This window comes from Legionella nigrisilvae, from assembly GCF_977063395.2.
This window is the reverse complement of the sequence record NZ_CDRUGZ020000027.1, coordinates 854,329-879,874: the sequence shown is the minus strand read 5'-3', so window position 1 is coordinate 879,874 and position 25,546 is coordinate 854,329. Positions and strand designations below refer to the sequence as shown.

The window sequence follows — 25,546 nt, the reverse complement described above, 5'->3', positions numbered from 1 at the left end:
ATCCGTATGATTAATAAATAACCACTGTCAATTATGACAGGGGTCATAATGTTAATAATTGGAATTCCAATGCCTTTGCCAAAGATTGGTATTTATTTTTGGTTCCTAGTTTTCTATTGATTTTTTGAATATGAAAATTAATCGTTCTCTCACTGATCTCAAGACGTTGCGACATCTCTTTAACAGAACACTGTTCAGCAATTAACAACAAGCATTGAATTTCGCGTTGAGTTAAGTGAAAGGATTCTTTTTCGCTCACCTGATCTAATAGATGCGTCTGAATGTAGTGATAGTAAAGATGTGCTGCGACAAAGAATTCATATTGAGCTCGGTTGTCTTTCAAATGACATTGTTGGTTTTGCATTTGTACTAATAATAGGATTGCAAAATTATTATGCGGACCATGAATTGGAATTGATAAACCTGATTCCGCACCGAAGGCGATCGAGTCTTCTCGCATTTTTCGTTCTGAGAAAGTTGTTGCCTGTGCTAATTGTTGCTTTAAATTCCAATAAATAGGCAAGTGATTATTATAAACAAAATTCAGTGTGCTATCGATATTTTGGTATTGCTCCGCAAGATAATGCTGGTGCCAGGATTTGAAATTGGCAGAACACATATCATATTTTAAACGATTCGCTGAATTGGGGTGATAGGCATAATAAGTGAACGAAAAGGTTGTTATACCTTTCTTGCTTAAATAAGAACCTAAGGCATGATCACATTCAGATAGGGAGGAAGCTTGCACCAATTCATTTTCTAATAATACAAGCAAATTACTCATATCGATTCATCGCTCTATGGGTAATAAAAAGGAGCGCTAGATTGGCTGCAAAAATATAGAGAAAAAAACCGGAATAACCTAGTTTTTGTTCTATCCAACCACTAAAAGCGCCAAAAAATACATAACTTAAAGCCATGATTGAAGTACAGATAGTATACATAGACATTGGATAATTACTTCTATTGGCAATCATTAAGAGATAGCCCATATAAGTCCCATTAGCTAAGCCTACTGTAAATTGACTCGACAAAATGACTAAATAGATTAGTACTTGATGTACACGAAAAAAAGGAAATAAAAGAAAAAGCGAATGGCCTAGAAGGAGGAATAATGTCACATTTTTTAGGCACTTTTTGAGGGCATAACGTGTAATAAGCCAGCCTGAAACAAAGATCCCCAACATCAGAAATAGACTGCCAAATATACCATAGAGCTGGCCAACTTGAGATATATTGAGTCCTAATCCTCCTTTATCTAACAAATATAAAGGAATAATTTTTTGCATTTGCGCTTCGGAAAAATTGTATAAAAAGATAAAGAGCAGTATGGAATAAATTTGAATATCGAAAAGAAGTGTTTTAAAAATTGTCCAATAATTCAGATGAAACAAGTCCACTTTGTTCTGGATTTCCGGGATTTGGGTTTTATGAAAAAAGGTAAGTAAAAATCCAATAATGAATAAGGTAAAGAAAAATATTTGCCATGCATTAAGTTTATAATATACAGCTACACCGCCCATAAGAGCTAACAATCCACCTTTAACAAGTAAGCGACCCATTTGATAAAAAAAGCTGCGGAATGCCACATATTTTTTTTGCTCCTCATCATTTAAATTAAGCAAGTAGATACCGTCAGAAACAATATCATGGAGCGAAGAAATAAAAGCAAGACCCGCAAAACCGATTGAACTAATCACTAGAAAATAGGGATTTTCGACACAAAATGCCAATAGCATAAAAATTAGAGATATAAAGGTTTGAGCATACAATGTTAATTTTTTTTTCGTAGCAACCTGTTCAAGAAAAGGAGCGAAAAGAGGCTTAATTGTCCAGGGTAGCATGAATAAGCTGGTTAGAAATGCTGCTTGGGTATTACTCATTCCATATTGCTGGTACATAATGGTTGAAATCAAGGTAACAACCACATAGGGTATACTTTGAAAAAAATAGAGACTGGCTATCCATTGGTAATTGGTAGATACGGAGGAAAACACGGTTAGTTCCAAATTGATCATTGCGCACATTGTAACATAATTGTACATCAATAAAAAATGAGGGCTTAACCCTATTATTGACCGATTTTATTGATCCTTTACTTAGATGGGTTCCATTATAATTTGATATTCTAATTCAGAAGAAACTTCCAGTTCCTTTTTCATTTTAGCAATATAGACATCCAGAGGCAGATCTTGTTCTTCTGTATTTTGAATTATTATGTTCCGGATGCGTTCTGCAATAAATAACATATCCTGAGCACAAACGGTCTTGACTTTATATTTGAAAAAAGGATTCTCATTAATATATGAGATCATTTCCTTCATGTTTGCAGGGACTTTTACCTCGACTATGGGTTGGGCGGAATATAATTCCATATAGATGCTTTCTTTCTCTAAATTAGGAACACTGGGGCTAAGCAGTCGAGCCAATTTTCGCAAATGTTCTGATAGATTTGTTTTTAAGGACTTAACGTCCTTCAACCATGCAGCAAGAGAAAACGAGTTATCTTCCATCTGATAGGCTACATTGGATTGATATATATACCCCCAAACTCCTTGAGATGTTTTTTCACAAGCCAGCATGACATAGGAATGTCCTGGTATATCAATGCGAACAACTGTTGGTAAGTTCTTCTCGAGCTCTTTGTCCAAATTCGGAAGAGGGGTTTTTTCCTTCTTGGAGATAATCATTGCATCCCCAGTCATTAATGTACAAAATGCATTTGCAATATCACCACAGCCAACAGGGGCAAAAATAGCTTGTTCTATAGAGATATTGAGTAAATTATTTTTTTCCATTGTTAACAGAATGTTAACTGTAGATTCCAAGTCTACACCGCAAAGAGCTAAGTAGAGTTTAGCATCTGCTGCGCTATTAAATCGTTTCTTATACGCGTCCAACACAAGTTTTCGAAATATGGAATCAAAGTGATCGAGTGAAGAGTAGTTAGAGGGGGCGAAAAAAGCAGGTTTGCTTTGCATGGAAATGGAATGAAGTTATATATTGTTATACAATATTGCAACTTTTTGATATTTGTGGCAAGAATTTTAATTAATTAAATATTTATTATGCTTAAATCGAATTATAAATTTTTTATAGAAATCAATACTTTTAAGATCCATGTTGAATCGATACTCAATCGGTTGAGAAAACAAAGGGATCCTAATGTAATTCATGCAATTCAGCTTATTATTGATGGAAAATCGCATGATTCCATATCGGTAGAAATTGCGCTTTTAGAGGATCTTCTGAATCACCCAGAACACTTTATCAAGAACATAAATACTGAAAGTAAGGTAAATATTTGTGCTGAAGTTAAAGGAATTCTCGAAACTTTTATCCTTGAGATTAACGAGGAAGTAGGTGCTACTAGGCCCTGGGCACGCGCTTGAAAAAAGTAGTTACGTGCAAAGTTACTGAAATTGTTCCATTTCTTCAAGTAGGTATATCGTCTTCCTCAATCCAATAATCACTAGGGCCACCTGGCGGTGTAGGACGTCTTGGCATGGGGGTAGGATGAAATTTTGCTCCTTGTTCATTTCCTGTAATACGAGTAGTTTCTTTTTTCCGATGAGTAGTGATCGTTCTATTTAAAGTATCAATTAAGTTTTGTTCTTTAAATAAAAATAACAGATCGTCATCTCCTAGGGCGTCATCTAGTTCGCATTTGCCCACCATGAATAAATTCGCATCATTTTTATCATTAAAATTGGCAATTCTTTTCTTTGCATTCTCTATTTTAATAAGTACGTGGAATGTAAACTGAATGAAATTGAGATCCCCATTTCCCTCCGCATATTTTGCATAGGAAACAGAGATATTATCCCTATTAAATTCTTGTAATAAATCAGAATCATCATAGAGCCTGAAGATAATTCTTTGCTTTTCAAGCTCAGAGTGAGCAATTTTCTTTGCGATAAAAATGCGTGTGTCACTTAAGTCACTAAATTCGGCAATTACTTTTTCTTCGCCTCGAGCAAATTGGGCGGTAATTTTATATTGCATAAGCCCATGAATCAGTATTGAAATGTATCTTTAAACAAACCAGAATAAAAAAATAGCATCATAAATTAATCATATTGCGCAAATATTATACTATAATAGTCTAAGGTTTGTAAAGTGATACTTTACTGAAGTATATATTCTTATTTATGAAATAGGACAGAGAATTTTTACCCAAGGAAAGGAGAACTTAGTGAAAAAATTTGTTTTGGTGTCTTATGAAAAAAATAGATTTGGTTGTGGTAAAGCCTGCCCATTTAAGTAGTAAGCAAAAATCCGATTATGTAACACTTCATCAAGAGTATTTATTTTTAGACAAGGAGACTTTACTGGATTATGTGGCTCCAAGAGATTATGTACTTTTATTTTACGATAAGAAAACAAAAAAACTCGTTTCAACCATAGGTGTTTCTATAATACATTTTAAAAAGGATGTGCTGGTTTATTTTGGAAACGTGGTTGTTGATACCTCTTATAAGCACTCGGGTATTATTTCATATGCCATGACAAAACACGTTTTAAAATTATTTTTATTATATCCTTTTAAGAATAAATATTGTTGCGGTTTGGCTTCATCGTCGGGTACCTTGGAATATTCTCTAAAATACCCTCCTTCATGGCCCAATCCAAAAGAAAAAACACCCCCTCATGTCATACAATTAATGCTCGATACCTTAAAAAAACTAAACATTGATAGATATCGAATAGAACATGGGAATGTAATCACCTATAACTTATCTGAAAAAATAAATTCTACCTTTCACAAACAGGCACGTTCTTCTTCTAAAATGGATAAGTACTTCAATAAAATTAATCCTCATTCTGAACAAGGGGAGCAGGTTTTTTTCCTAAATCCAATTACGATCCAAAATACAGTGAATCTTGCAGTACGGGGATTCCATAACCATTTGATAAAACACCCTAAACTTTATCACAAAATCATGAAATGTAAGGCTACGAAACCTCTTTATACGATTGTTCTTTTAACTATAACAATGATAAAAATCAAATTAATTAAATAAAAAAGGAATATAATTTAAAAAGATGAGGAATATCGAAATGACAAGGAACTATTATGGAGCATGAGCAGTTTGATTATCGGAACGCTTTTACTCGTAACATCGGTTGGCTTACTGAAGAAGAGCAAGTTTTTCTTAGAACAAAAAAAATTGCTATCGCAGGACTTGGTGGAGTGGGTGGAATTCATTTACTCACCTTAATTCGTCTAGGCATTGAACAATTTCATCTTGCCGAGATGGATACTTTTGAAATCCAGAATTTTAATAGACAAGTTGGAGCGACCGTTGATTCTCTTCACCAACCAAAAATGGATGTACTTGTCGAAATGGCTAAAAACATCAACCCCAATGTAAAAATTACCTGTTTTAAAGAAGGTATTAATCAACATAATATCAATGAATTTCTCTGTGGGGTGGATCTCTATGTAGATGGTTTGGATTTTTTTGTTTTAGATATAAGAGCCCAAGTATTTAAACGCGCTTATGAAATGAATATTCCGGCAATTACTGCGGGGCCTATAGGAATGGGGACGTGTTATTTAGTGATAATGCCAGGTCAAATGACGTTCGAAGAGTACTTTCAATTTAATGGGTATCATCTCAAAGACCTTCCAGTACGATTTTTAGTTGGACTCAACCCTAAGCTATTTAATCGCCATTACTTAGTTGATCCGAGCCGTGTTAATTTTGATTTAGAAAGGGGGCCCTCAACGATAATTGCCTGTCAGTTATGCGCCGGCGTCATGGGTGCTGAAGCGTTGAAAATATTACTTCACCGAGGTACTATTTATGCATTACCAAGATATCATATATTTGACCCGTATCTATGCAAACATCGTATAGGGTGGATGCCCTGGGGAAATCGAAATCCAATACAAAGATTGAAAATTGCTCTAATGAAAAAACGCTTAAGTTCTTCGAGTCTAGAAAAGGGCGATTTTTTATCGGAAACCTCCACAACAGTTGAAAAAATTTTAGAGCTTGCTCGATGGGCACCTAGCGGTGACAATTCACAGCCCTGGCGATTTATACTGGTTAGTGCTTCACAAATTAGAGTGGTAATTAATAATGAAACGTCAACCAATTGTTATGATTATGGAGGTATACCTACCTTAATTTCAGGTGGATTCTTGCTTGAGACATTAAAAATTGCTGCGAGTTTATTTGGGTTGGAGATTAAGTATCAAATCGAATCTCACTCAAGTACACAACACCAAATTTCAGTTACATTCCATAAGAAATCTAGAATAAAACCAGACCCATTAGCTTATTGCATCAAAATAAGATCGGTGGAGCGGGGTATTTATAAGCGATTAAAATTAACCAGTAATGCCAAAAAGCTTTTAATCGAATCAGTAGGAAATGAGTTTGATATTATATGGCTAGAATCGCTGAGAGAGAAAATTTCTATAGCAAAACTCACCATGTTGGCTACAAAATTACGTATGACAATGCCGGAACTTTTTCCCATTCATCAGCAAGTATTCTCCCCCGAAAATCGAGCCAAACAAGGCATACCGATAGCTGCTACAGGTATTAATCCTTTAACTCAACGAATCATGAAATGGGCCCTTAAATCATGGTCTCGAATTTCGACTTTAAATAAATTAGGTGCAATACAAACCAATCAATTCGAATTAGACCTCCTTCCAAGCTTATTTTGCAGCGCTCATTTTTTTCTTATTCCCAAAAGCTCAATTGATGAAAACGAGTATTTTCTTAAAGTGGGTGCTGCTATGCAACGATTTTGGTTAACTGCTACTCAATTAGGTTTAGTCATGCAACCTAACTTTGCACCACTCATGTTTCAATATTATGCTGATGCCCAAACCGAATTTTCACAATTAAAATTCTCACAGAATATAGCTCTTAAAATCTCCAAAAATCTACGTGCACTTTCTCATGAAAATACCGTCTTATTTCTTGGTCGAATCGGATACCCTCAGCAAAAACAAACCAAGGTACGATCTCTTAGAAAATCTGTTGATGATCTTCTTCTCAAAGAGAACCCATGAAATGTAAGGAACCTTAGGACTGTTTGATTATTTGCACATAATTTGTTCCATCTTCACCAACGACTACCCCATGGATTTCAGTGGCAAAACCTGGAAGCACTTTTCCTATATCATCTAACATAAGTAAAAAATCAAGAATCAATTCGCAATCATCTGTGATTTGTTCTCCGGGCATAATTAAAGGAATACCAGGAGGATAGGGCAAGATCATGACAGCAGAAATTTTATCTTTTAATTGTGCTAAAGGTATAAGTTGTGTTTCTTGCCGAATAAGCTTTTGAAATGCCTGATGAGGGGTCATAACTACTTTAGGTAGTGTGTCAAAAGCATGGTACATCACCTTGGGTAAATGATGCTTTAACATCAAATTATGAAGGGTGTTAGCCAGGCTTTGAATGGACATTGTTTCATAAAAATCAGGATGTGCTTGATGCAGTTGCGGGATTACGATTTTAACTGGCGCGTTTTCATCATAAAGTTGTTTGAATTTATTTAAAGCTGCCAATAGAGCCATTGATTTGGCTCGAGTGATTCCTAGGCTAAATAAAAACAACATCGAGTAGGGACCGGTTTTTTCAACAATGATTCCATGAGATGCAAGAAACTTTTCCACAATAGCAGCGGGAATACCCCAAGCATCGAGTTCATCATTCTTGATTCCTGGTACTAGAACGGTCACCTTAATTGGATCTAAAAATAAATGATCTTCGTCGACTTCATGAAAACCGTGCCATTTTTCGTTGGGTTTTAAGGGGAAACAAGATGCTTTGTTTTCTAAGGCCGGTTGCCATACATCAAAAAACCAATCGGGACTTTGTGTTTTCAATCGTTTTATTTCTGTTCGAAAATCCAATGCCAATTCAATTGCCTCATTGATTAAATCATAACCATGGGTTCCTGCCATCATCGCAGCCGAAACCTCGCAACTTGAAACAAGAGGATAGAAAGGCGAAGTACTCATATGCATCATATAATTCGTGTTCAAAATGTGTTCATTATAATTCCCTTTAATGTGGATCATGGATGATTGGCTAAAAGCGGCTAATAGCTTATGGGTTGATTGGGTTTCAAAAATGACTTGATCTTTTTGAGGCATTAAACTGAGCCCGAATTTTCCAGCATAGATAGGATGGAAATGGGTATATGGAACCCAGGCGCTATCAAAATGTAAATGCTTTACTTTGAGCTGATTTTGAATTTGTTCAACCTTATAAAGTAAACCATCATAAGTAGAGTTCGTGATTACAGCATAAGTAGGCCAGGCTTCTGCTTCGGGATGTTCTAGAATTTTGTCGTGAATTGCTTGTTCAGTATATTCCGATTTGGGAATTCCTCCCAGTATTCCATAAGTGTTTCGTGTAGGTTTCAAATAAATGGGAATGACATCGACCATCATTAAGAACTGGGCAATCGATTTATGACAATTCCGGTCCACAATGACGGTATCTCCCGAAGTTGCCGAATACATACCTACTATTTTATTGGATGTTGATGTACCGTTGGTTACAATTAATGAACGATCGCTTTTAAATACATTTGCTATAAATTGCTCGGCTTCACGTTGAGGGCCGGAATGCTCCAATAAGCTTCCGAGTTCTTCTATTGATACTGAAAGATCGGCGCGAAAAATATTTTTACCATAAAAATCATAAAATGCAGCACTGGTTGGATTTTTTTGAAATGCAGTTCCACCTAAATGTCCTGGAGTGCAAAATGCATAATTTAATTCTTGCACATAATGCATAAGTGCTTTAGTGAAAGGGGGTAAAATTGCATGCCGGTATTTTTCAATGGCGAGCAATATGCGTTTGAAATCATCATGTGCCAAATTAGCATCATATTGCAAAAAATCCAAAGTAAGAACAAAGTCACTGAGATTAATGTCAATTGATGCATGCTTATTGGTCATGGCAAAAACAGGTAATAACTTATTATGATTTGAAAAATGATGTAAATCATCAAATCCAAAGTCATCCCAATCATAAAGAATGGTAACAATTCGTGGATTTAAGCTGCTTACATCGTAGGCATCTTTTAATGAAGTACATAGGGTAATCTCGTAATTTTTTTGTATTAAAAAATTTTCAAGCATACTGATAAAATGCTTTTTGTATTCTTCAATCCCTTGCGCATACACAATAAGAATATGATTCATCGGGTGTCCTTTTACCTCAATTAGTTTCCAAAAATGTACTTTAGCCTATTCGACGTAAATGGTATATTTTTTATGAATTTTAAGAACTATGTGTCTCAATAAAGTTATGGATTTCGGGAATAATAATGTTGCGGAATTTCTTGCCGTTAAATAATCCATAATGTCCCACTCCTTCCGCAAGAAGATATTTTTTCATGGAGTCAGGTAAATTTTTACATAAACCTAGAACCGATTTTGTTTGCCCGACTCCCGTTATATCATCTCGCTCACCTTCTATTGCCAGAATGGAAGTGGTTTTTATATCGTGTAAACGCACATTATGACCTCGCGATTTATAGCGACCCGTGGTGAGCAGTTTTTCTTGAAAAACTGTATTTATTGTTTGCATGTAAAATTCAGCAGTCAGATCCATGGTTGAAAAATATTCGAGATAAAATTTTATTATCTTAAAGGCGGCTTCTTTTTGATTGTCTGCGTAGCGATCAACTGCCTTTTGAAGTGATTCCATATGACGCTGAAAATTCATACTCATAAAACCAGCAAGTTGCATAAAGCCAGGATAGACAAGGCGCATCGCACCTGGAAAACGAGAGGGGACAATCGAGATTACATTTTGTTGAAACCAGTCATCTCCTCGAGAAGCTGCTAACTCGTTTAGTGAGGTAGGGGATTGACTCGTATCAATTGGTCCTCCCAGTAATATTGCTGTGCGGGGAAGATTGGGTGAATTATTAGTAGACATGAGTGCAACGGCAGCTAAAACAGGAACTGTTGGCTGACAAACTGCCATAACATTTAAATTGGGTGCGAGCAAATTAAAATAAGAAATAATGTAATCAATGAAATCATCCAAATCAAACGAACCTTCAGTTAAGGGTACATCACGGGCATTTTTCCAATCCGTAATATAAACATCGTATAAAGGCAGTAAATTTCTAACGGTGTCGCGTAGCAGAGTTGCATAGTGTCCTGACATGGGCGCAACAACAAGTAATTTAGGCAAATTCAAATGTTCCGCATTAATTTTTTTAAAACGAATTAGATTACAAAAACTTTTTCTATCAATGAGTTCCTCTTGAACATCGTAATACTCATCTTGAATTTTGACGTCATTAATTTCAAATTTGGGTTTGTCGTATACATTAGTAATAATGTGAAAAATATAAGAGTAGCCCGATAACCTGCGGAAATGGCTGGAACTGGCCTCTATAATTTTTTTCAACGCTTTTTGATCATCAACAGAAGCATAGGGAATATTAACGGGTAAATTAATATTGTCAGAAATTCTGCGCAAACGTTTTGATACAGTGTCAAAATAATCTGAATAAGGTTGGAGTAAACGCATATTAAAATCATAGATATTGTAAAGATAACGATTATCAAGAGGATTAAAAAACATGTACGTACCTCGCATATTTTAGAATGGTGCAACGCAATACTAAATTAATATACATAAAATTATAAAATAGCAAATCTTTCTATTTTATATCAGTTTCAGAGTGCTAACGTTTCGACCAACACTGAGCATAATAATAACAGTCTCGGATCTCTTCTTGGATTACAGGCGCAGGTATCCCGGCCCGAAATGGAGCGATAAGCATTTTAGTACTGATAAGACGTTGTTGAACCAGGGTTATCAGATTATGTGCGTTTTGTTTCGGTTTTCCGTAGAACTCGGTATTCAAGTGGGTCTTTAATTCATCAGCTTGTAAGATGGAGTCTAGAGTGAACGCGTTCTCTGATTGCAGTAATACCTCTTCCAATAAATGAGGATTTTGTGCCATATTTTTTTCCGCGACGGTAATTGCCTGACAAAATCCATCGAGCATAGTACGACTAATTATATCCTCCCCAGACATATTGAATAAATCAGGGATTATTGTATGGGGTAGAAGGGGGCCTACCAATTTATCAAAGGGGAGGGCATAACCATGGCGATAATGATCACGATAGTTTTGTCCAAAAAATGAATAACTGATCTTCTTAGTCGGAGAAAAACTGGGATCATCCAACGCCAACGTATCAGCATGACGCCCTTTGTAACTCAGAATACCCGCACAACCAAAATCCACAATTGCAGCGCGTTTGCTTCCATCACTTTCCACACAATAGCCTGAATTGAGCAGTTTGGAGTTTAATATATCCCATAAGTTAAAAACTAACGCCACTGCATATAATTGGCCAAGAATTTTTGCTTCTTCTAAAGTGAGTGATAAATTTGCTCGTGTAGGCAAGTAATTGCGATCAAATAATGGGGCGGTTTTGATTGTTTCTTTTTGTGATAAAAATTCAGAGAAACCCTTGATGAATTTCGAGATGACCCCAATTGAGCGGTCCTTATCAATATGTAGATGGTTTTCGGGGACGACTAGAATATCGGCAAACATTTTTTTTGCCAAACGTGGAATCAAAACTTCGAGGAAAGCACCTTCAAGCTTTATTGAAAAAATATGTTCCATCGCATCAAAAGAAGGATTATTTAATTCTTCTTGAGAAAGATATCCTTTGAATACATCGTTTACAGTTAAGGCATCTGGTTTTTTTATTAGATAATAAGCACCAAATGAGTCAGATAATATTTTTTTTTCGGTAATCCCCTTTGATAAGGATGAAGCAATTTGAGGGGGTAACTCTTCTTTATTTACTTCTATGAGTTCGATATTATGAGGAAGCTTTGGCATGATTGATCTCCCCAAAAAAATACTTAAAATCAATCGCATCCTCACTCGAATGCGATTTAAATGATAGCTATGAAGAACTAAGCTCCCATGTATTGACCACCATTAATATCCAAGTTAGAGCCAGTGATAAATCCTGCTTCCTCACCGACTAAAAAAGAAACTGCATTGGCTATTTCTTCTGGTTTACCTAGTCGTCCAACAGGAATACCGCTTGTAATCTTATCGAGTACTTCTTTTTTTAACGTAGTAATCATCGATGTTTCAATATAGCCAGGAGAAATAGTATTTACTGTAATTCCTTTATTTGCAACTTCCAAAGCCAAGCTCTTGGCAAACCCAAACAAAGCAGATTTTGTAGCAGCATAATTGCATTGACCAAATTGACCTTTCCGACCATTAATTGATGAAATACAAACAATACGCCCATAATTTTTCTCAATCATAAAGGGAAGCACATTCCGTGTAATATTGAACGTACTCGTTAAATTCGCATCAATTACTTGTTGCCAATGGTGAGGTTCCATTTTTTTTAGGTTGACATCACATGTAGCCCCGGCATTATTGATTAAGATATCAATACGGCCAAAACGCTCAATAATTGAACTGGTGAGTGATTCACAATCAGAAAAATTAACCTGATTAGCAAAGAGAATTTCGATATCATGTCCGGATTTTTTTTGAAGGGTTTGCCACTGCAATACTTCATCATGCTTACCGTTTTTAAAGTAACAAGCAACTACTTTATAATTCGTTGCGAGACGTCTACAAATTGCAGTACCTATTCCTCCGGTTCCTCCTGTAACAACTGCTATCTTTTTCTCCATGCATGATTCTCCTGGTGAATTGGATATTACTTCTTTTTAATGCTAGATTAAGTGGGTTCGATATTATTCAAAAATTTATCGTAAAATGACTAGTTAGCCTTTACCTTGGCCGAAGCTGGGGTAAACCCTAGATTAGAAAGCGAAATAGAATAAGGAGTTCTAATCACTTTTAAATCATTTTGTTTTGCTCTGCGGGAAACGTTATGATTTTTGCTCGGTATTTATATTTTTTATGTCAAGGAAGTAACGATGGATTTTGCTAATTCGGCTGTTTTTGTAGTGGATGATGATCCAGAAATTTGTCAATCATTCCGTTGGTTATTTGAGTCTGTAAATATTCCAGTACGCACATATGAAAATGCTGAAGCGTTTCTTGATAGTTATGATTCCATGCAAAAAGGATGTTTGATTATCGACGTGCGGATGCCGCTTATGAGTGGTTTAGAATTGCTCGAGCATCTTAATGCATCCAGAAATCAGCTTTCCATCATCATGATCACCGGCTATGGGGACATTCCAATGGCTGTACGAGCAATGAAAGCCGGGGCTACTGATTTTATTCTTAAGCCTGTAAATCATCAGCATTTGCTCGAAATTACTCAAAAATGCCTTAAAAAAATCCACTCACATTATCTTCAACCGCAATCTGATTTTTATGAACGGTTAGAACGTTTGACTAAGCGTGAGCGCCAGGTGATGGATTTAGTAATTGAAGGAAAATTAAATAAACAAATAGCTCATACCCTTGATATTTCTATATCTACAGTAGAAGTTCACCGTGCGAACGTGATGCGTAAAATGGGAACTAAGACTCTAGCTGAGCTTATAAAAATTAATTTACTCCATACTCTGGTGGTTACTGAGCGTTCTGACTTTTTAATCGAAACGTCATAATGTGTTTGAGTTTGTTAAAATAAGACGCTTAAATAACCATAATGATAAAATAGTTTTAATCTGGCTAAAAAATGATATTATCTGGTTTTTTAGATATCAGGAATATATTATGGCAAGATTTCCACATAAAACTGCTTTTGAGCTTCGTCAATATTTTCAGGGTTTAGATTTGCCCCATTTAATCAAAATTAATCGAGAATATGGACCTCATTTTATTTCGATTGAAGATAGAATTGACCAACACAAGGCGACAATAAAAATTTTATCGGAGCGTTTATCAAAGCTTAAAGAGAATCAACGAGCACATGACCTAAAATTTGAAAAGGTCCTAGAAGAGGAGGCTGGGTTTCAACAAACCCTTAAGGGAGTGCTTTGTGACACGGATCATACTGACCGATACCTTGGAAGACAAGCGGCAGGTTTTTCTCCCCTGACTTCTTATGAACATCATGCACTGACTCTACTCACTGAAATTGCACAAACTTCTGAGAGAGTAAGTGGCTTGAATCAATCTATTGCGGATTTGGAGCAAAAGAAAACTGCTGCCGTGGATGAATTAAGAATTTTAAATAGTATTATTGAGGAAAAGAGACGGGTCTTAGAAATAGAACAAAAGTCCGCCTATAACCCCTCTTAGTTTGCAGTACTGAAGTTTTTGAATGTACACAAAAGACATGGCAAAGTATTTGTTGTAGTTTACTCAAGTACTTTGTCTTAAAATTTTGGGTCTAACACACTGAAGAAAAGAGAATTGTTACTCTGTATTTTCGGGATAAATAAAATTTTTTTTTGCCTTATCCATTAAGACTTTAAACTGTTGTAAATGTTTTTCAGTAGTTGAGGATGAGTGTAAAACAAACTCCGAAACACACAATGCAAATAAAAGCCTGCGTATATCCCAAATTGTTTCCTGAAAGATATCCACTCGTTTTTTGGTCTCTTGGTTTATTTTAACTTCAAGTTTTAAATTTTCAGAGCTTATCGCAATCGGGGTACAATTTTTGATTACCTCGTTACGTAATTTTTCAACAAAAAGAAAAGTATTAATTTTTTGTTCCCGACATTTGACTATTTCTTGCATCATATCGTTAAAAAAATTGTATACCATCAATTGATGAAATAAATAAAGTTTTTGAGAGTAACGATAAGCTTGAAATAAAAAATAATCACCAACTAAAACAATAAAGATACCAATTAATGTGCAAATACCACGATTTAGTACCATTTCAAATGGTCCTTGAGGAGAATTTGCTTCAGTGGTTTGTGCTAAGAGTAAAAAGACTACTAAAGTGATAAAAAAAACACTAATGTCGTAGCGTCTGGTATTTAATGAAGAAACCGCAAGTCCTATGATACTGATAATAAATACGACAGGAATTAATCGATAATTCAACTGCATTAGATAAATTAGGGGAATTAAAATCGTTAAGGCTGCAAAAGTACCTCCAATGCGATGAATTGCCCGTCTGATAATAAAGCCAGGTTCAATTCCTGCGCTGATGACGATGACTGTCAGTAAAACCCACCATTTATGAGGGATTGTTGTAAATAAATAAATCCACATGGCAACCATAAACATGATTGCCAATTGCGTAAACCGTGCATAATCAAGCTTTTTTTTCAGTTTTGCCGCAGAGAGCATAATTTATTCCAATGGATAAACGCTTGCTGTAAACAACGTACAATATAATGCTGTAATTTTGTTTGAGGTTCTATAGGAAGTGATGGGGTTCCGCAGGGCGTATAGGTCCCCATGTTTTTTCTCAGCCTAAATAGATTATTCTTTACACCGTTCCAAAACACCTCATTTTTTGTCTCATAATATAAATTGTCTAATGCATGTTGAATATTTCTGAGGTTTATTGAAACACGATAACTTTGCATTAAATATTTCTTGGGAAGCATTCGTCGGTAATTTCGTACCATTCCCAAATGGAGGATTTCTTCACCTATAGGACTTTTTTGATCCTGATTGAACGCCGATTCAATATCTTTCTCAAGGTATTGAATGAATTTTTGCAAACCTTTGTTCCATACGATCAAATACATATTAGGGAAACATCTCAAACTAATCAGTGCAAATGTCATTGATAATAACGTTGATGAAATAAAACCGTATGCAACCTCAAGATTAGCAGGGGGTTCAGTACTTAAAACAACTGCTCCTGTCGCGATAAGTAGCATAGTTAAATTTTTTAAAGCATAAAAATATTTTAAAACGTAAAAATAGGTTACTGCTAACACAAATACTGAAAAAAAGAAAAAAACACCACGAAAGGGGTAAACAAGATAATAGGAAACACTAATGAAAATGACGGCAACAGTGATAAAAATTAGTAAACCTTCTTTTTCTTTAAATGTGGAGAGAACGGGTGCCTCATAAAGAGCGGCCAAAAAAAAGGGTGAGATAAAAGCAAGGAAACTGACGGGTTGAAATAACCAATAAACATAAACCTCTACAGTCGCAACAAAGAGACACTTATAAAGGGTAATCCGTTGTAATGCATAGGGATCGACTTCATCAAGCCATTGCTTAAACTTTGATATAGACATAAGCACTTGTTCCTAGGCGTAGCGGGTAATAAGGATCCGGATCCGTGATGCGAATAATCACAGGGAGTCTTTGCGGTAATAAGATCCATTGATTTTCATTGATGACGTTTTGTAACTGAGTACGATTATCTACCAATTGTCGATTTGCCGCCCAATAATCTGACTCAATCACCCCATGAAACATTTTTCTTCCCAGATACATTCGGGGAAATATCCATACCTCCGCGCCTTTATGGACATGGCCTAGATCCGTTTCATTAAAATTTGCTTGAATGAAAATATTATCCATATCAACTAAGGAAAATAGAGGCTGATTGATGTTCACGGGGGTTCCAACACTAAAAAATAAATTTTGAATAATTCCATTTGTTTGTGCATAAACTTCGGTTTGTTCCAAATTCACCTGAGCGTTTTTTAATCGTGCCTCCAAGGATTTAATTTCATTTTCTTGTGCTTTTATTTGATGCTGATCAATTTCCAATTGTTTTAATGCGGCGTCCCATTTATCTTTAGCGGCCTTCGTTTCTTGTTGTGAATTTTGTAAGGTGATGAGTGAAACAGATTTCAATAAATAACCTTTGTTATATTTTTGGTCGTCTTGTTTGAATTTAATGTAATTCTTTTGCTCATTCTCACTAAGTTTTAGATCGCGCTCGTAGGTAGTTTTTAAGGCTTCTAATTTAGCCCCTGCACTGGCTATATCGGCTTGAAGTTGTTCCACTGCATAGATATAGGGTTTTTGAAATACAGTAAAAAGTTTTTGACCTTTTCTGACTACATCGCCATTATGCACATAAAGATTCGTAATATAGCCATTAGTAAGTGCTGCAACTGGGCGTACATTATTGACGACAAATGCATTATCAGTAAAAGGAAATAAAAAAGAAAAAATATAAATAATGGTGGTTAGAATACCAATAAAAATGATGACATTCGCTATGGTGCTCCAACGTTTCAGTCGGACAAATCCATTTCTCATGCGCTCGCGATATCTGACTAAATTGATCATAAATCCAAATTACCATTAATTATATAGCCTGATGCTGCCGGGAATCGTGGCTCGATACCCAATACCAACGGAATTTTCCCAGGCTACAAAGAGTTTCAATAACTATTTATTGCAAGCATATCCCCCCGCTAAGTCTTGATATAAAATCACCAACGACATTGCGAGTTCCAACTTGACTTGATTTGTTGAGAGAGCCAAGTTATTTAAATAGATTTTGCTTTGTAATAATTCCTTATAAGAAATTAATCCGGTTTTTAGTAATCCTTTTTGTAAATTGTATTTACGACGGTAATCTTCTTCAGCATGTAAATAAGCCATAAATTTTTCATTCATACGTTTATTGGCAGAAAAATCAGTATCTACTTCTTTTAAAATACGTCGGACTGTTTTATTAAATTCAGCAATTTTTGTATTGTAGGCCCCTTTACGAGCTGCAATTTTTCCTAGAGAACTGGGTCTAAGTGTCCAATTGACGTAGGCATCGGTTGTTTCAGCAAAATTACTGCTGGGCAAATCTACTTCGCCTAAAAAAGCATCCAACTGCAAGCCGGGAAAGAAATCACTATAGGCAACATTAATGGCTGCTCGCGAGGCGTTTAAAGCATATTGCGCCATTTTCAAATCTGGACGATTATTTAATACCGTAGCCGGTAGGCTGCCCGGTTTGAAATGGGAAAAGTCTAATTTGGCAAAATTATTTTTATTTTTTATCCTACCAGGATTTTCATTGAGTAAATAACGAATTGCATTCTCGCTGGATACAATATTATGCAAAATAGGTTTTATTTGTGCCGCAATCAAGCGCTCATCAGATTGCAATTGAGCCAGAATAATCTCATTCTCCAAACCAATTTTGATGTCTCCGGTGCCCAATTTAATTAAGGATTTTAAGTCCCTGTCTAATTGTTTTAATAATCTTAATTGTTCTACTTGAGCGATTAAAGTGAAATAAGCAGACGCAACCTGGCCAATTAATGCCAAACGCATCCCTTCAATTGCTGCGAGACGATATTGAACATTAAATGTGGCTTCTTTTTGTTGGGTATAAAGTTTCATAATGTTCAGAAAATAATAGGGCCAGACCCCATAAAATGCACCAGGGGCTCCAAGCGCAGGGTTGGTGGAGTAGCCTGCAAATATTTGTACGATAGGAATCCAACTGAGTTTGATTTGTCGCAATTCGCCTTGTGCTTGTTGTAAATTTCCTATGGCAATATGAATGTCCATGTTATTGTTCAAACCAGCCTCAATCAATTGATTTAATTCTACATCATGAAATTGTTGCCACCAAGCAATGTAAGGCAAATCATCAACAGGTTTATAATCCTTGGTGCTGGAAGGAAATTTTTTAGGTGGTACTGCGGTTTGCTGTTCAATATTTTTATTGCAGCTTAACAACCCTACGCCTAATAACAAAAGACACAGTATTTTCTTTAACATGAATTGATCATCGTATGGAGTGGGGGTGTTTTTATCATTATTTATTTGCGGTTTTTATCGTGAAATATTAATACCTTATATTCCTTGAAATGATTAGTGTTAGTCAACCCATTCTAGAATTGTCTTTTATTGACAGGCAAAAAACTTTTCCTTATATTCTGTTTATCCACGCAAGTTGATGATTACATCTATTCTCGATTCCTCCCGATTTGTAATGTTTTATTCAACTTGTAGGGCGAGGGATACTTTAATTTATTTTTGTTAAGGTATCTCATATGCTAAATGACACTTCAATTTTAAGACATCGACCTATTTCAATAAATCTGGATAATTTCCCCGGTGGCGTAGCGGCGTGGGGTGCTTTACCTGCTGTTTTCGATTGCCATAGTAAGAAATTTGATCGTGGGGTCCATATTCATGCAAGAATGACTCATTCGGGTAAAAAAATAATTGATCAATCGTACCCTGAAGTTGAGCTAGTCTGGCAACAAAAAAATGTGATAATTACCGAAGCGAGTGCCTTGAGTTACACCATGAGCTCGATTTTTGATGTGGAAATCGTAAGTTTGAATTGTAGTCATTGTGGCTCGGAATTGCTTGATCAGGACTTAGCTTCGGTTCGTCCTTCTTTTGAACACTATTGTAGTTTTTGTGGAAATTCAACCTTGTCTAGTACGCGTTGTGTTGTAAATCCGCTTATTCGATTCAAAGAGATGCTTGATGATCAAGTAAAAAGACCCTCAACAATGCCCAAACGAAAAATAAATTTAGATAATACCCAATATCCAGGTGGATTTCAGATTTGGGGATCTAATCCCTCGATTATTTGGACTGCAAAACGCTTGGAAGAAAGCGCTATCCATGTTCATGCTTACAATGCCGAAAATAAGCGAGTTATTGATAATACATATAGCGAGGTTTGGGTAAATGGGATGCTTTTGGATATTGAAATGGTCCGTACATTGCAAATACAAAAAGCAATTCCTGAACTTCGACTTTGTTTAACCAGCATCCATTGTCCTAGTTGTTTCCATGCTCATTTTGATAAGGAGCTACTCGCAGTAGTTCCACATCAACAACATCAATGTGAACACTGTGATGCGGTTTTTACTACATCCGAGCGTGCTATTAGTAATCCTTCGACAGCCATTTTAAACGAATTAAATAGTTCACTGGAGGATATTAGAAAATGCATCAATTAATAAAAACGATCTTTAAAGCGGGAGCATTAATTTTTGATGCCCAGCATCGGGTATTGGCAGTGCATAAACGAGGAAAACCACCCAATGAATATATTGTGCCAGGAGGTAAGATTGAGCCTGGAGAAACGGATGAGGAGGCATTGAGAAGGGAATTATCAGAAGAGTTAAATGTCAGTATTCGATCGATTAGGCCTTATGAAGAATTCCAAGCAAAGGCCATTTATGAAGATGCATTGTTAGTGATGCGGACTTATTTTGTCAGTATTGAAAGAACGCCTATTCCAGGAAATGAGATAGATTATTTGGTATGGTTAGATGCTCATTTCAAGACGAGCGGATACCAATTTGCTTCAATTTTGGGGCAACAGATTTTACCGCGGTTGTTTGCTGAGGGTCATCTTGGTCTGCATTAAGGTACTGATTCATCCCAAGTTGAATCCTTTAAATGATCATCCATTGCTTTACCGGGAGCACATTCTTTTGAGAAATAACCATCATTGCGTGCAAGGTAAAAATTTTTATAATAATCAAGAGCATTTTGTTTCGCAATATTAGCGGGTACTCCCAGCAGTTTGGCAGTACGATAATTTCGTTGTACTGCTTCACATTCGGTTTTTGCTTCATTATATTCTCCACGTACGTGCATGCTTTCATGAGTTAAAATATTCAAACTGATCAATTCATCTAGGGTTGCACGTTGAGGATGCTTTACATAACTCATTAATAAGGAGCATTTGGGATATTGGATGACAATGTATCCGGTTTTAGGATCAGCATGGCCGTACACTCTTGGTTCTTCATCAAAAAGTGTATCAAATAAGGTATTACAATGAACTTTTGCAGGACGCCCTTCAGTGAGTTGGTTCGCCACATGAGTTAAAAAACGCTCGAAACGCCAGTGGTGAAATGGAGGCCATGCAAACAACAAAGCCAGGCTCAGTGATACGATGAGATAACCTGGAGATATAGGTAAGCGACCCGTGAGCTCCCGGAAAACCAGCCAGAAAAAAAATAAAGAAATTAGGGCCCAGAGCATGATGATCCTTATTGTTTACGCTTTGCTAAGACCTCTTTTTTTAATACATTTTTCATGGCCTCATAACCATTTTTTTTATGTTGCTCTATAGTTTCCCTTGAAAAATCAGAATCCCATGCACAGGGATCATCTCCGCCTACTTCTCGTATAATCCTGGTAATGGATTGTATCCCTGGATCACCCATTGTCTGAATATAAGTGGGGAAGTGTCGAATTTCTTCTGCTAGACTAGGTTCACAATAGCTTAAAATTTGCTCAATTAATTTTTTGTAATTATTGATAAGATCAGTAGTATGTATGTCCTTTCTTATTTTTTCTGAGAATAAAATCTCATCTTTTCTTGAAAGAACCTCAATCATATTTTTTGGAAGCGAGCGATTTCGTGAATAGAGTTCTACAATATAGATTTTTTTGTTGGATTGACCACAGACCTCAAGTGTTGAATCAATAGGGGTATTAGTTATGATCCCACCATCCCAGTAATGTTTATTATTAATGGTTGTCCATGGAAATCCTGGAGGTAAGCTTCCACTGGCTAGAATATGATCCGGGGTAATGTCATCTGTATAACTATCAAAAGTTTCAAATTCAGATGTTTCAACGTTAACGGCCATTACCAATAATCGAACCGGGCTGTCTTTTAGTTTATCAAAATCAATGTACTTGCGTAAGAGATCCTTAACGTATGAGGTCTCGTAAAAACTTGTCCAGTGAATGGGTAATTGATCCACACTGAAAATCGGCATAGACCATCTTGGGAGGAAAAAGTTGGGTGCCCCCCAAATTATTGTATGCCAGGAAGCGAGAATACGTCGTATTTGTTCATCAGAAACATTGAACATATCCTGAGCGAGATCATTCCAAAAACCTTCTAAGGCTTCAGTAGCATGTTTGGGATTTCCGGCGATAATTGCAGAATTAAAGGCACCAATAGAAATCCCAGAAACAATATCTGGGTAAATTCCATGTTCTTCCATTGCTTTAACCACTCCGCACTCAAAAGCACCAAGAGCGCCACCACCTTGTAGGGTAAGAACTGTTTGAATTGCAATTTCTTCCAGGGGGTAGTTAATATCAAATAACTTTTTCTTATGAGACTCTATATTAACTCGATTGATGATCAGGGATTCGGCCGCTTTAATTTCTTCGATTGGACGTCCTGAAAAAAAAGCCCCTTGTAATAATCCATCTTTTAGATAAAACAAGGCACAGTTTCTTTCTTTAATTGAACCTCTTACTATGCGCTCCGTAGCATCAGCTGTATCACCAATTATCTCAATGTAGTTATCAAATGCGTGCAGATAAAAATAAGAAGCACTGTTATAGCTTTTTCTCATTCCCATCATATTTAATGCTGCAATTTTTCCTTGCTTGATTGCATTATCAACCCCTCCGTTTCGGTGATATCTTCTAAATACAGGATCAAAAAAATTAGCAACATCTCCGGCAGCGTAAATTCCTTCTTTATTGGTTTGCAGGTATTGATTCACAACAATGCCATCATCGATCTGAATTCCACTGTCTTGAAGAAACTCAATAGAAGGAAAATATTTGTCGGTAATAAGTACAAAGTCACATGCTAAATTTTTTCCGGTATTGGTCTCTATTGACTGAACTTTGTTCTTACCATTAAATTGTTTTATCGTTTCATGAAGAAGTACTTCCACACCATTGCTAGTTATAAAAGTAGCTACTTCCGCAGAGGAACTTACATTAAATAAATGAAACTCTTCTGCGATAATCGTGACTTTTACATTGTTTTTAACCAACAAAGATGCGATCTCGATGCCAATAAAGCTTCCTCCGACAATCACTACATTTTTTGCTTGTTTTATTTCATGAATGAGTGGCTGTGCATCCATGATCGTCTTCAAATAATAGATTTTATCGAGCTTGCTTCCTGGTAGGTCAACTATTTTAGGGGCACAGCCTGTGGCAATAAGTAAATGCTTAAAACTAAAAGTTCCAGCATGGTCTGTTCTCACTGTTTTGGTTTTCGGATCAACAGACAAAGCTTTGGTATGGAGTAAGACATCAATATCATTTTTTATATAGTGGCTTTCATTGAATATAATAAATTGTTCTTTTTTTCGTTTTCCAGTCAGAAACCCTCTGGCAAGCTGAGGACGCAGATAGGGAAGGAAAGGTTCCTCCGAGATAATAGTAATGCTGCCGGTAGCGCCTTCTTTTCTTAATGTGTCGGCTGCAAATGCAGAAGAAAGGCCGCCGCCAAGAAGTAGATAGTCGACTGTTTTTGTCATTTTATTTCCTTTTACCAATGACAAGTATGCAGTTTAAAACAGCGAACACCTGCTACCTGCTCTTTTTTATAAATACACAATGAAGCTTTGAATTAAGTATTACCTTAAATTATATAACTTGGGAATATGAGGAGAGCTAATTATGAGAAAATTCTAATTTTCAATTGGTTAAGTAGAAAACTATAACACTTTTAAAAAGTAAGTTGGTGAATATGTCTCTTTTAATTCTTCCAAAATGCATAGAGGAACAATTTAATCGAGATGATCGAGTGGAAGTGTGGTTGTTTCACAAATAGTTCTTAATATAAAGCTTGATTGTACACTCGTCACCCCATTGATACGTGTCAATTTATCTAATAAGAACGATTGGTATGCGTTGAGATCCGGTACGATTACTTTTAAAACGTAATCTGCAGATTGGCCGGTTATTAAATAACACTGTACTACTTCCGGTAGAAAACGAACTGCTTCCTCAAATTGACTCATGACTGCGGGTTGGTGGCTATTTAATCCAACTAACACAATCACAGATAACTTTAAACCCAATTTTTCGGGCTCAAGAAGAGCAACCTTTTTCTTAATATAACCATTATCTTCTAACAATTTGACGCGACGAAGGCAAGGAGAGGGGGATAACGCTACCATATCGGCAAGCTCTTGATTGTTAATTTGACAATTCGACTGCAGGATATCTAATATTTTTTTATCAGTACGATCCATAAATTTTTTAAAAATAACATGAATATTTTAAATATTAGCATTTTTATCCAATAAATGTTAATAATTTAAAATTAAAATCTAAATAATCGAAATAATTCCCTATATTTGCAATAAAATTTCAAAACAAATGCATTAAAATGATTTTCTAATGCATAGGTTGTAATCAAAGTGCTTCTATTAGCTGCTTGTTTTTTTGAGGATTTATATGTCTACATCACGAGTTGTTGCCTGGTTTGTCTGGCTTATTGCGTCAATATTTTATGCATATCAATATGTTCTTAGGGTTATGCCCAATATTATGATGGATGATATTACTTCGCAATTCCATATTGATGCGACAGTATTTGGGCAATTTTCTGGGGTTTATTATCTTGGCTACTCTTTAATGCATTTGCCAATCGGTATTATGCTGGATCGTTTTGGGCCGAGAAAAGTAATGACTTTATGCATTTTGCTTCCAGTTATTGGCTTGTTGCCGCTTATCTTTGCGGATCATTGGATGTATCCACTTATAGGAAGAGCGCTTATTGGTATTGGGTCCTCCGCGGCAATTTTGGGAACATTTAAAATAATACGTATGACATTTAAAGAGCAGCACTTTTCTCGAATGCTTAGTTTTTCAGTAATGATCGGGCTTATAGGTGCTGTTTATGGTGGCGGTCCTGTTAGTTATATGTGTCATGCTGTGGGTTATAAAATGGTCGTTGAAGTATTTATTGCTCTTGGCCTCGTCCTTGCTTGTGTAACTTATTTTATTGTCCCTGATGAGAAACCAACTTTTCATACATCCGTTCTTGCTAACATCAAAACAGTTTTTACCAACAAAAAAGTAATTCTTATGTGCTGTTTTGCAGGGTTTATGTTAGGCCCTCTTGAAGGTTTTTCTGATGTCTGGGGCTCTGGTTTTTTAAAACAGGTATATGGTTTAGATGCCTCAACAGCAAACTATTTACCTTCAATGATTTTTATAGGAATGTGTTTTGGCTCCCCAGTATTAAGTTTGATTGCCGAAAAATCAGGATATTACCTAGGTACAATCATCGCAGCAGGAATAACGATGTGTCTAATTTTTACTGCGCTTGTTACAGGTATGTTAAATGTATCCAGTATCACGATGTCTTTTATATTGGTCGGAATGTGTTGTGCTTATCAGATTCTGGCTATTTATAAGGTGTCTACTTATGTTCCAGAGCATCTTGCTGGCCTCACTACGGCAATCGCGAATATGATAATCATGATTTTTGGTTATGCGTTCCACACGATTATAGGTTTTGTAGTCAATGAAAATGGGGGTATTCGTGAAGCAGGAGCCTTTGTTTATGGAATAGGGGTTATCCCTGTGACTCTGGCAATGGGTGTTATCGGTTTTCTATTCCTTGCGTATCGAGAAAAATATTCCCTCCCAAAGCTCTATCCTGTAGAGTCTCCGAGTTAAGCGTAAATAGAGCTTTGCTGATTAATGTGTGGGACCCTAATCCTCATCCCGTGGCAAGTCTGCGGGATTCCCTTGCTTCTCTTCGAGTTCATATAAGATCTAGGAAACATGTTGTTTGATATGGTCTCTCAAGTAGTTGGAAAATTTATCGATATCAGCTAGTATTTTAACAGTTAATAATCTAATGTTAACCGTTCCATTTATAAGGGCCGTTAGCTCAGCTGGTAGAGCAGGAGACTCTTAATCTCTTGGTCATAGGTTCGATCCCTATACGGCCTACCAAAATCAATGTAAGAAAAT

23 protein-coding genes and 1 tRNA gene are annotated in these 25,546 nt (G+C 36.1%); 9 read left to right on the top strand and 15 right to left on the bottom strand.

The window, feature by feature from the left end:
- Nucleotides 1-43: 43 nt before the first annotated feature.
- The 3 genes from ACWTE2_RS21155 to ACWTE2_RS21145 form a co-directional block, all read right to left on the bottom strand.
- Nucleotides 44-784: a helix-turn-helix transcriptional regulator gene (locus ACWTE2_RS21155; RefSeq protein ID WP_454784234.1), complete on the bottom strand. Its 741-nt coding sequence runs from the start codon at nt 782-784 to the stop codon at nt 44-46.
- A complete protein-coding gene (locus ACWTE2_RS21150; RefSeq protein WP_454784233.1) occupies nt 777-2,018 on the bottom strand; it encodes an MFS transporter in 1,242 nt (413 codons plus the stop codon). Before ACWTE2_RS21150 ends, ACWTE2_RS21155 begins: the two co-directional genes overlap by 8 nt.
- An 81-nt stretch (nt 2,019-2,099) precedes the next feature.
- Nucleotides 2,100-2,903, bottom strand: coding sequence for a hypothetical protein (locus tag ACWTE2_RS21145; RefSeq protein WP_454784232.1), 804 nt, complete (start codon nt 2,901-2,903; stop codon nt 2,100-2,102).
- A 165-nt stretch (nt 2,904-3,068) separates the two neighbouring features.
- Here ACWTE2_RS21145 and ACWTE2_RS21140 point away from each other — a divergent pair, with 165 nt between their 5' ends.
- On the top strand, nt 3,069-3,392 hold the full coding sequence (locus ACWTE2_RS21140; RefSeq protein WP_454784231.1) for a hypothetical protein: 324 nt from the start codon (nt 3,069-3,071) through the stop codon (nt 3,390-3,392).
- 43 nt (nt 3,393-3,435) lie between these two features.
- Here ACWTE2_RS21140 and ACWTE2_RS21135 read toward each other — a convergent pair whose 3' ends face one another.
- A complete protein-coding gene (locus ACWTE2_RS21135; RefSeq protein WP_454784230.1) occupies nt 3,436-4,005 on the bottom strand; it encodes a hypothetical protein in 570 nt (189 codons plus the stop codon).
- Nucleotides 4,006-4,220: 215 nt separating this feature from the next.
- On the opposite strand from ACWTE2_RS21135, the gene ACWTE2_RS21130 reads away from it, so the two are divergent.
- Both ACWTE2_RS21130 and ACWTE2_RS21125 read left to right on the top strand, forming a co-directional pair.
- On the top strand, nt 4,221-5,024 hold the full coding sequence (locus ACWTE2_RS21130; protein ID WP_454784229.1) for a hypothetical protein: 804 nt from the start codon (nt 4,221-4,223) through the stop codon (nt 5,022-5,024).
- A gap of 53 nt (nt 5,025-5,077) precedes the next feature.
- Entirely contained in the window at nt 5,078-7,036 is a 1,959-nt protein-coding gene (locus ACWTE2_RS21125) for a ThiF family adenylyltransferase (RefSeq protein ID WP_454784228.1), read from the top strand.
- A 13-nt stretch (nt 7,037-7,049) separates the two neighbouring features.
- Here the strand turns inward: ACWTE2_RS21125 and ldcC are convergent, their stop codons facing one another.
- The 4 genes from ldcC to phbB form a co-directional block, all read right to left on the bottom strand.
- Nucleotides 7,050-9,191: a lysine decarboxylase LdcC gene (gene ldcC / locus ACWTE2_RS21120; protein WP_454784227.1), complete on the bottom strand. Its 2,142-nt coding sequence runs from the start codon at nt 9,189-9,191 to the stop codon at nt 7,050-7,052.
- 79 nt (nt 9,192-9,270) lie between these two features.
- Nucleotides 9,271-10,590, bottom strand: coding sequence for a polyhydroxyalkanoate depolymerase (gene phaZ / locus ACWTE2_RS21115; RefSeq protein WP_454784226.1), 1,320 nt, complete (start codon nt 10,588-10,590; stop codon nt 9,271-9,273).
- 103 nt (nt 10,591-10,693) lie between these two features.
- Nucleotides 10,694-11,872 (bottom strand): hypothetical protein, encoded by a 1,179-nt coding sequence (locus tag ACWTE2_RS21110; protein WP_454784225.1) that lies wholly within the window; start codon nt 11,870-11,872, stop codon nt 10,694-10,696.
- A 77-nt stretch (nt 11,873-11,949) separates the two neighbouring features.
- Nucleotides 11,950-12,696, bottom strand: a complete 747-nt coding sequence (gene phbB / locus ACWTE2_RS21105; protein WP_454784224.1) for an acetoacetyl-CoA reductase — start codon at nt 12,694-12,696, stop codon at nt 11,950-11,952.
- A 249-nt stretch (nt 12,697-12,945) separates the two neighbouring features.
- Here phbB and ACWTE2_RS21100 point away from each other — a divergent pair, with 249 nt between their 5' ends.
- Together ACWTE2_RS21100 and ACWTE2_RS21095 are read left to right on the top strand one after the other, a co-directional pair.
- Nucleotides 12,946-13,590: a response regulator transcription factor gene (locus ACWTE2_RS21100; RefSeq protein ID WP_454784223.1), complete on the top strand. Its 645-nt coding sequence runs from the start codon at nt 12,946-12,948 to the stop codon at nt 13,588-13,590.
- 109 nt (nt 13,591-13,699) lie between these two features.
- Nucleotides 13,700-14,227, top strand: a complete 528-nt coding sequence (locus tag ACWTE2_RS21095; protein WP_454784222.1) for a hypothetical protein — start codon at nt 13,700-13,702, stop codon at nt 14,225-14,227.
- Between the two features lie 117 nt (nt 14,228-14,344).
- On the opposite strand, the gene ACWTE2_RS21090 is transcribed toward ACWTE2_RS21095, so the two are convergent.
- The 4 genes from ACWTE2_RS21090 to ACWTE2_RS21075 all read right to left on the bottom strand — a co-directional run bounded on the left by ACWTE2_RS21090 (nt 14,345) and on the right by ACWTE2_RS21075 (nt 18,592).
- Nucleotides 14,345-15,232: an FUSC family protein gene (locus ACWTE2_RS21090; RefSeq protein WP_454784221.1), complete on the bottom strand. Its 888-nt coding sequence runs from the start codon at nt 15,230-15,232 to the stop codon at nt 14,345-14,347.
- The gene (locus ACWTE2_RS21085; RefSeq protein ID WP_454784220.1) at nt 15,211-16,143 is read right to left on the bottom strand and encodes a hypothetical protein; all 933 of its coding nucleotides are present in this window, start codon (nt 16,141-16,143) and stop codon (nt 15,211-15,213) included. Before ACWTE2_RS21085 ends, ACWTE2_RS21090 begins: the two co-directional genes overlap by 22 nt.
- Nucleotides 16,124-17,152, bottom strand: a complete 1,029-nt coding sequence (locus tag ACWTE2_RS21080; RefSeq protein WP_454784219.1) for an HlyD family secretion protein — start codon at nt 17,150-17,152, stop codon at nt 16,124-16,126. The genes ACWTE2_RS21085 and ACWTE2_RS21080 overlap by 20 nt, the downstream gene beginning before the upstream one ends.
- A gap of 102 nt (nt 17,153-17,254) precedes the next feature.
- Nucleotides 17,255-18,592 (bottom strand): TolC family protein, encoded by a 1,338-nt coding sequence (locus ACWTE2_RS21075; RefSeq protein ID WP_454784218.1) that lies wholly within the window; start codon nt 18,590-18,592, stop codon nt 17,255-17,257.
- 275 nt (nt 18,593-18,867) lie between these two features.
- Here ACWTE2_RS21075 and ACWTE2_RS21070 point away from each other — a divergent pair, with 275 nt between their 5' ends.
- Both ACWTE2_RS21070 and ACWTE2_RS21065 read left to right on the top strand, forming a co-directional pair.
- Nucleotides 18,868-19,794, top strand: a complete 927-nt coding sequence (locus tag ACWTE2_RS21070; protein ID WP_454784217.1) for a hypothetical protein — start codon at nt 18,868-18,870, stop codon at nt 19,792-19,794.
- A complete protein-coding gene (locus tag ACWTE2_RS21065) occupies nt 19,782-20,207 on the top strand; it encodes an NUDIX hydrolase (RefSeq protein ID WP_454784216.1) in 426 nt (141 codons plus the stop codon). Before ACWTE2_RS21070 ends, ACWTE2_RS21065 begins: the two co-directional genes overlap by 13 nt.
- Here the strand turns inward: ACWTE2_RS21065 and ACWTE2_RS21060 are convergent.
- From ACWTE2_RS21060 to ACWTE2_RS21050, 3 genes are all read right to left on the bottom strand, one after another.
- Complete coding sequence (locus tag ACWTE2_RS21060) at nt 20,204-20,830, bottom strand: hypothetical protein (RefSeq protein ID WP_454784215.1); 627 nt, start codon at nt 20,828-20,830, stop codon at nt 20,204-20,206. The two genes, ACWTE2_RS21065 and ACWTE2_RS21060, sit on opposite strands and share 4 nt — an antisense overlap.
- Before the next feature lie 8 nt (nt 20,831-20,838).
- Nucleotides 20,839-23,091 (bottom strand): FAD-dependent oxidoreductase, encoded by a 2,253-nt coding sequence (locus tag ACWTE2_RS21055; RefSeq protein WP_454784214.1) that lies wholly within the window; start codon nt 23,089-23,091, stop codon nt 20,839-20,841.
- Between the two features lie 252 nt (nt 23,092-23,343).
- Entirely contained in the window at nt 23,344-23,811 is a 468-nt protein-coding gene (locus ACWTE2_RS21050) for an Lrp/AsnC family transcriptional regulator (protein ID WP_182391172.1), read from the bottom strand.
- A gap of 205 nt (nt 23,812-24,016) precedes the next feature.
- Here ACWTE2_RS21050 and ACWTE2_RS21045 point away from each other — a divergent pair, with 205 nt between their 5' ends.
- Nucleotides 24,017-25,246: an MFS transporter gene (locus ACWTE2_RS21045; protein WP_454784213.1), complete on the top strand. Its 1,230-nt coding sequence runs from the start codon at nt 24,017-24,019 to the stop codon at nt 25,244-25,246.
- A gap of 206 nt (nt 25,247-25,452) precedes the next feature.
- Nucleotides 25,453-25,528, top strand: a tRNA-Lys gene (locus ACWTE2_RS21040).
- Nucleotides 25,529-25,546 lie beyond the last annotated feature (18 nt).

Excerpts from the sequence above, each read along its gene's own strand:
- ACWTE2_RS21155 (WP_454784234.1), bottom strand. The coding sequence starts at position 784 with ATGAGTAATTTGCTTGTATTATTAGAAAATGAATTGGTGCAAGCTTCC.
- ACWTE2_RS21150 (WP_454784233.1), bottom strand. The coding sequence starts at position 2,018 with ATGATCAATTTGGAACTAACCGTGTTTTCCTCCGTATCTACCAATTAC.
- ACWTE2_RS21140 (WP_454784231.1), top strand. The coding sequence starts at position 3,069 with ATGCTTAAATCGAATTATAAATTTTTTATAGAAATCAATACTTTTAAG.
- ACWTE2_RS21135 (WP_454784230.1), bottom strand. The coding sequence starts at position 4,005 with ATGCAATATAAAATTACCGCCCAATTTGCTCGAGGCGAAGAAAAAGTA.
- ACWTE2_RS21130 (WP_454784229.1), top strand. The coding sequence starts at position 4,221 with ATGAAAAAAATAGATTTGGTTGTGGTAAAGCCTGCCCATTTAAGTAGT.
- ACWTE2_RS21125 (WP_454784228.1), top strand. The coding sequence starts at position 5,078 with ATGGAGCATGAGCAGTTTGATTATCGGAACGCTTTTACTCGTAACATC.
- ldcC (WP_454784227.1), bottom strand. The coding sequence starts at position 9,191 with ATGAATCATATTCTTATTGTGTATGCGCAAGGGATTGAAGAATACAAA.
- phaZ (WP_454784226.1), bottom strand. The coding sequence starts at position 10,590 with ATGTTTTTTAATCCTCTTGATAATCGTTATCTTTACAATATCTATGAT.
- ACWTE2_RS21110 (WP_454784225.1), bottom strand. The coding sequence starts at position 11,872 with ATGCCAAAGCTTCCTCATAATATCGAACTCATAGAAGTAAATAAAGAA.
- phbB (WP_454784224.1), bottom strand. The coding sequence starts at position 12,696 with ATGGAGAAAAAGATAGCAGTTGTTACAGGAGGAACCGGAGGAATAGGT.
- ACWTE2_RS21100 (WP_454784223.1), top strand. The coding sequence starts at position 12,946 with ATGGATTTTGCTAATTCGGCTGTTTTTGTAGTGGATGATGATCCAGAA.
- ACWTE2_RS21095 (WP_454784222.1), top strand. The coding sequence starts at position 13,700 with ATGGCAAGATTTCCACATAAAACTGCTTTTGAGCTTCGTCAATATTTT.
- ACWTE2_RS21090 (WP_454784221.1), bottom strand. The coding sequence starts at position 15,232 with ATGCTCTCTGCGGCAAAACTGAAAAAAAAGCTTGATTATGCACGGTTT.
- ACWTE2_RS21085 (WP_454784220.1), bottom strand. The coding sequence starts at position 16,143 with ATGTCTATATCAAAGTTTAAGCAATGGCTTGATGAAGTCGATCCCTAT.
- ACWTE2_RS21080 (WP_454784219.1), bottom strand. The coding sequence starts at position 17,152 with ATGATCAATTTAGTCAGATATCGCGAGCGCATGAGAAATGGATTTGTC.
- ACWTE2_RS21075 (WP_454784218.1), bottom strand. The coding sequence starts at position 18,592 with ATGTTAAAGAAAATACTGTGTCTTTTGTTATTAGGCGTAGGGTTGTTA.
- ACWTE2_RS21070 (WP_454784217.1), top strand. The coding sequence starts at position 18,868 with ATGCTAAATGACACTTCAATTTTAAGACATCGACCTATTTCAATAAAT.
- ACWTE2_RS21065 (WP_454784216.1), top strand. The coding sequence starts at position 19,782 with ATGCATCAATTAATAAAAACGATCTTTAAAGCGGGAGCATTAATTTTT.
- ACWTE2_RS21060 (WP_454784215.1), bottom strand. The coding sequence starts at position 20,830 with ATGCTCTGGGCCCTAATTTCTTTATTTTTTTTCTGGCTGGTTTTCCGG.
- ACWTE2_RS21055 (WP_454784214.1), bottom strand. The coding sequence starts at position 23,091 with ATGACAAAAACAGTCGACTATCTACTTCTTGGCGGCGGCCTTTCTTCT.
- ACWTE2_RS21050 (WP_182391172.1), bottom strand. The coding sequence starts at position 23,811 with ATGGATCGTACTGATAAAAAAATATTAGATATCCTGCAGTCGAATTGT.
- ACWTE2_RS21045 (WP_454784213.1), top strand. The coding sequence starts at position 24,017 with ATGTCTACATCACGAGTTGTTGCCTGGTTTGTCTGGCTTATTGCGTCA.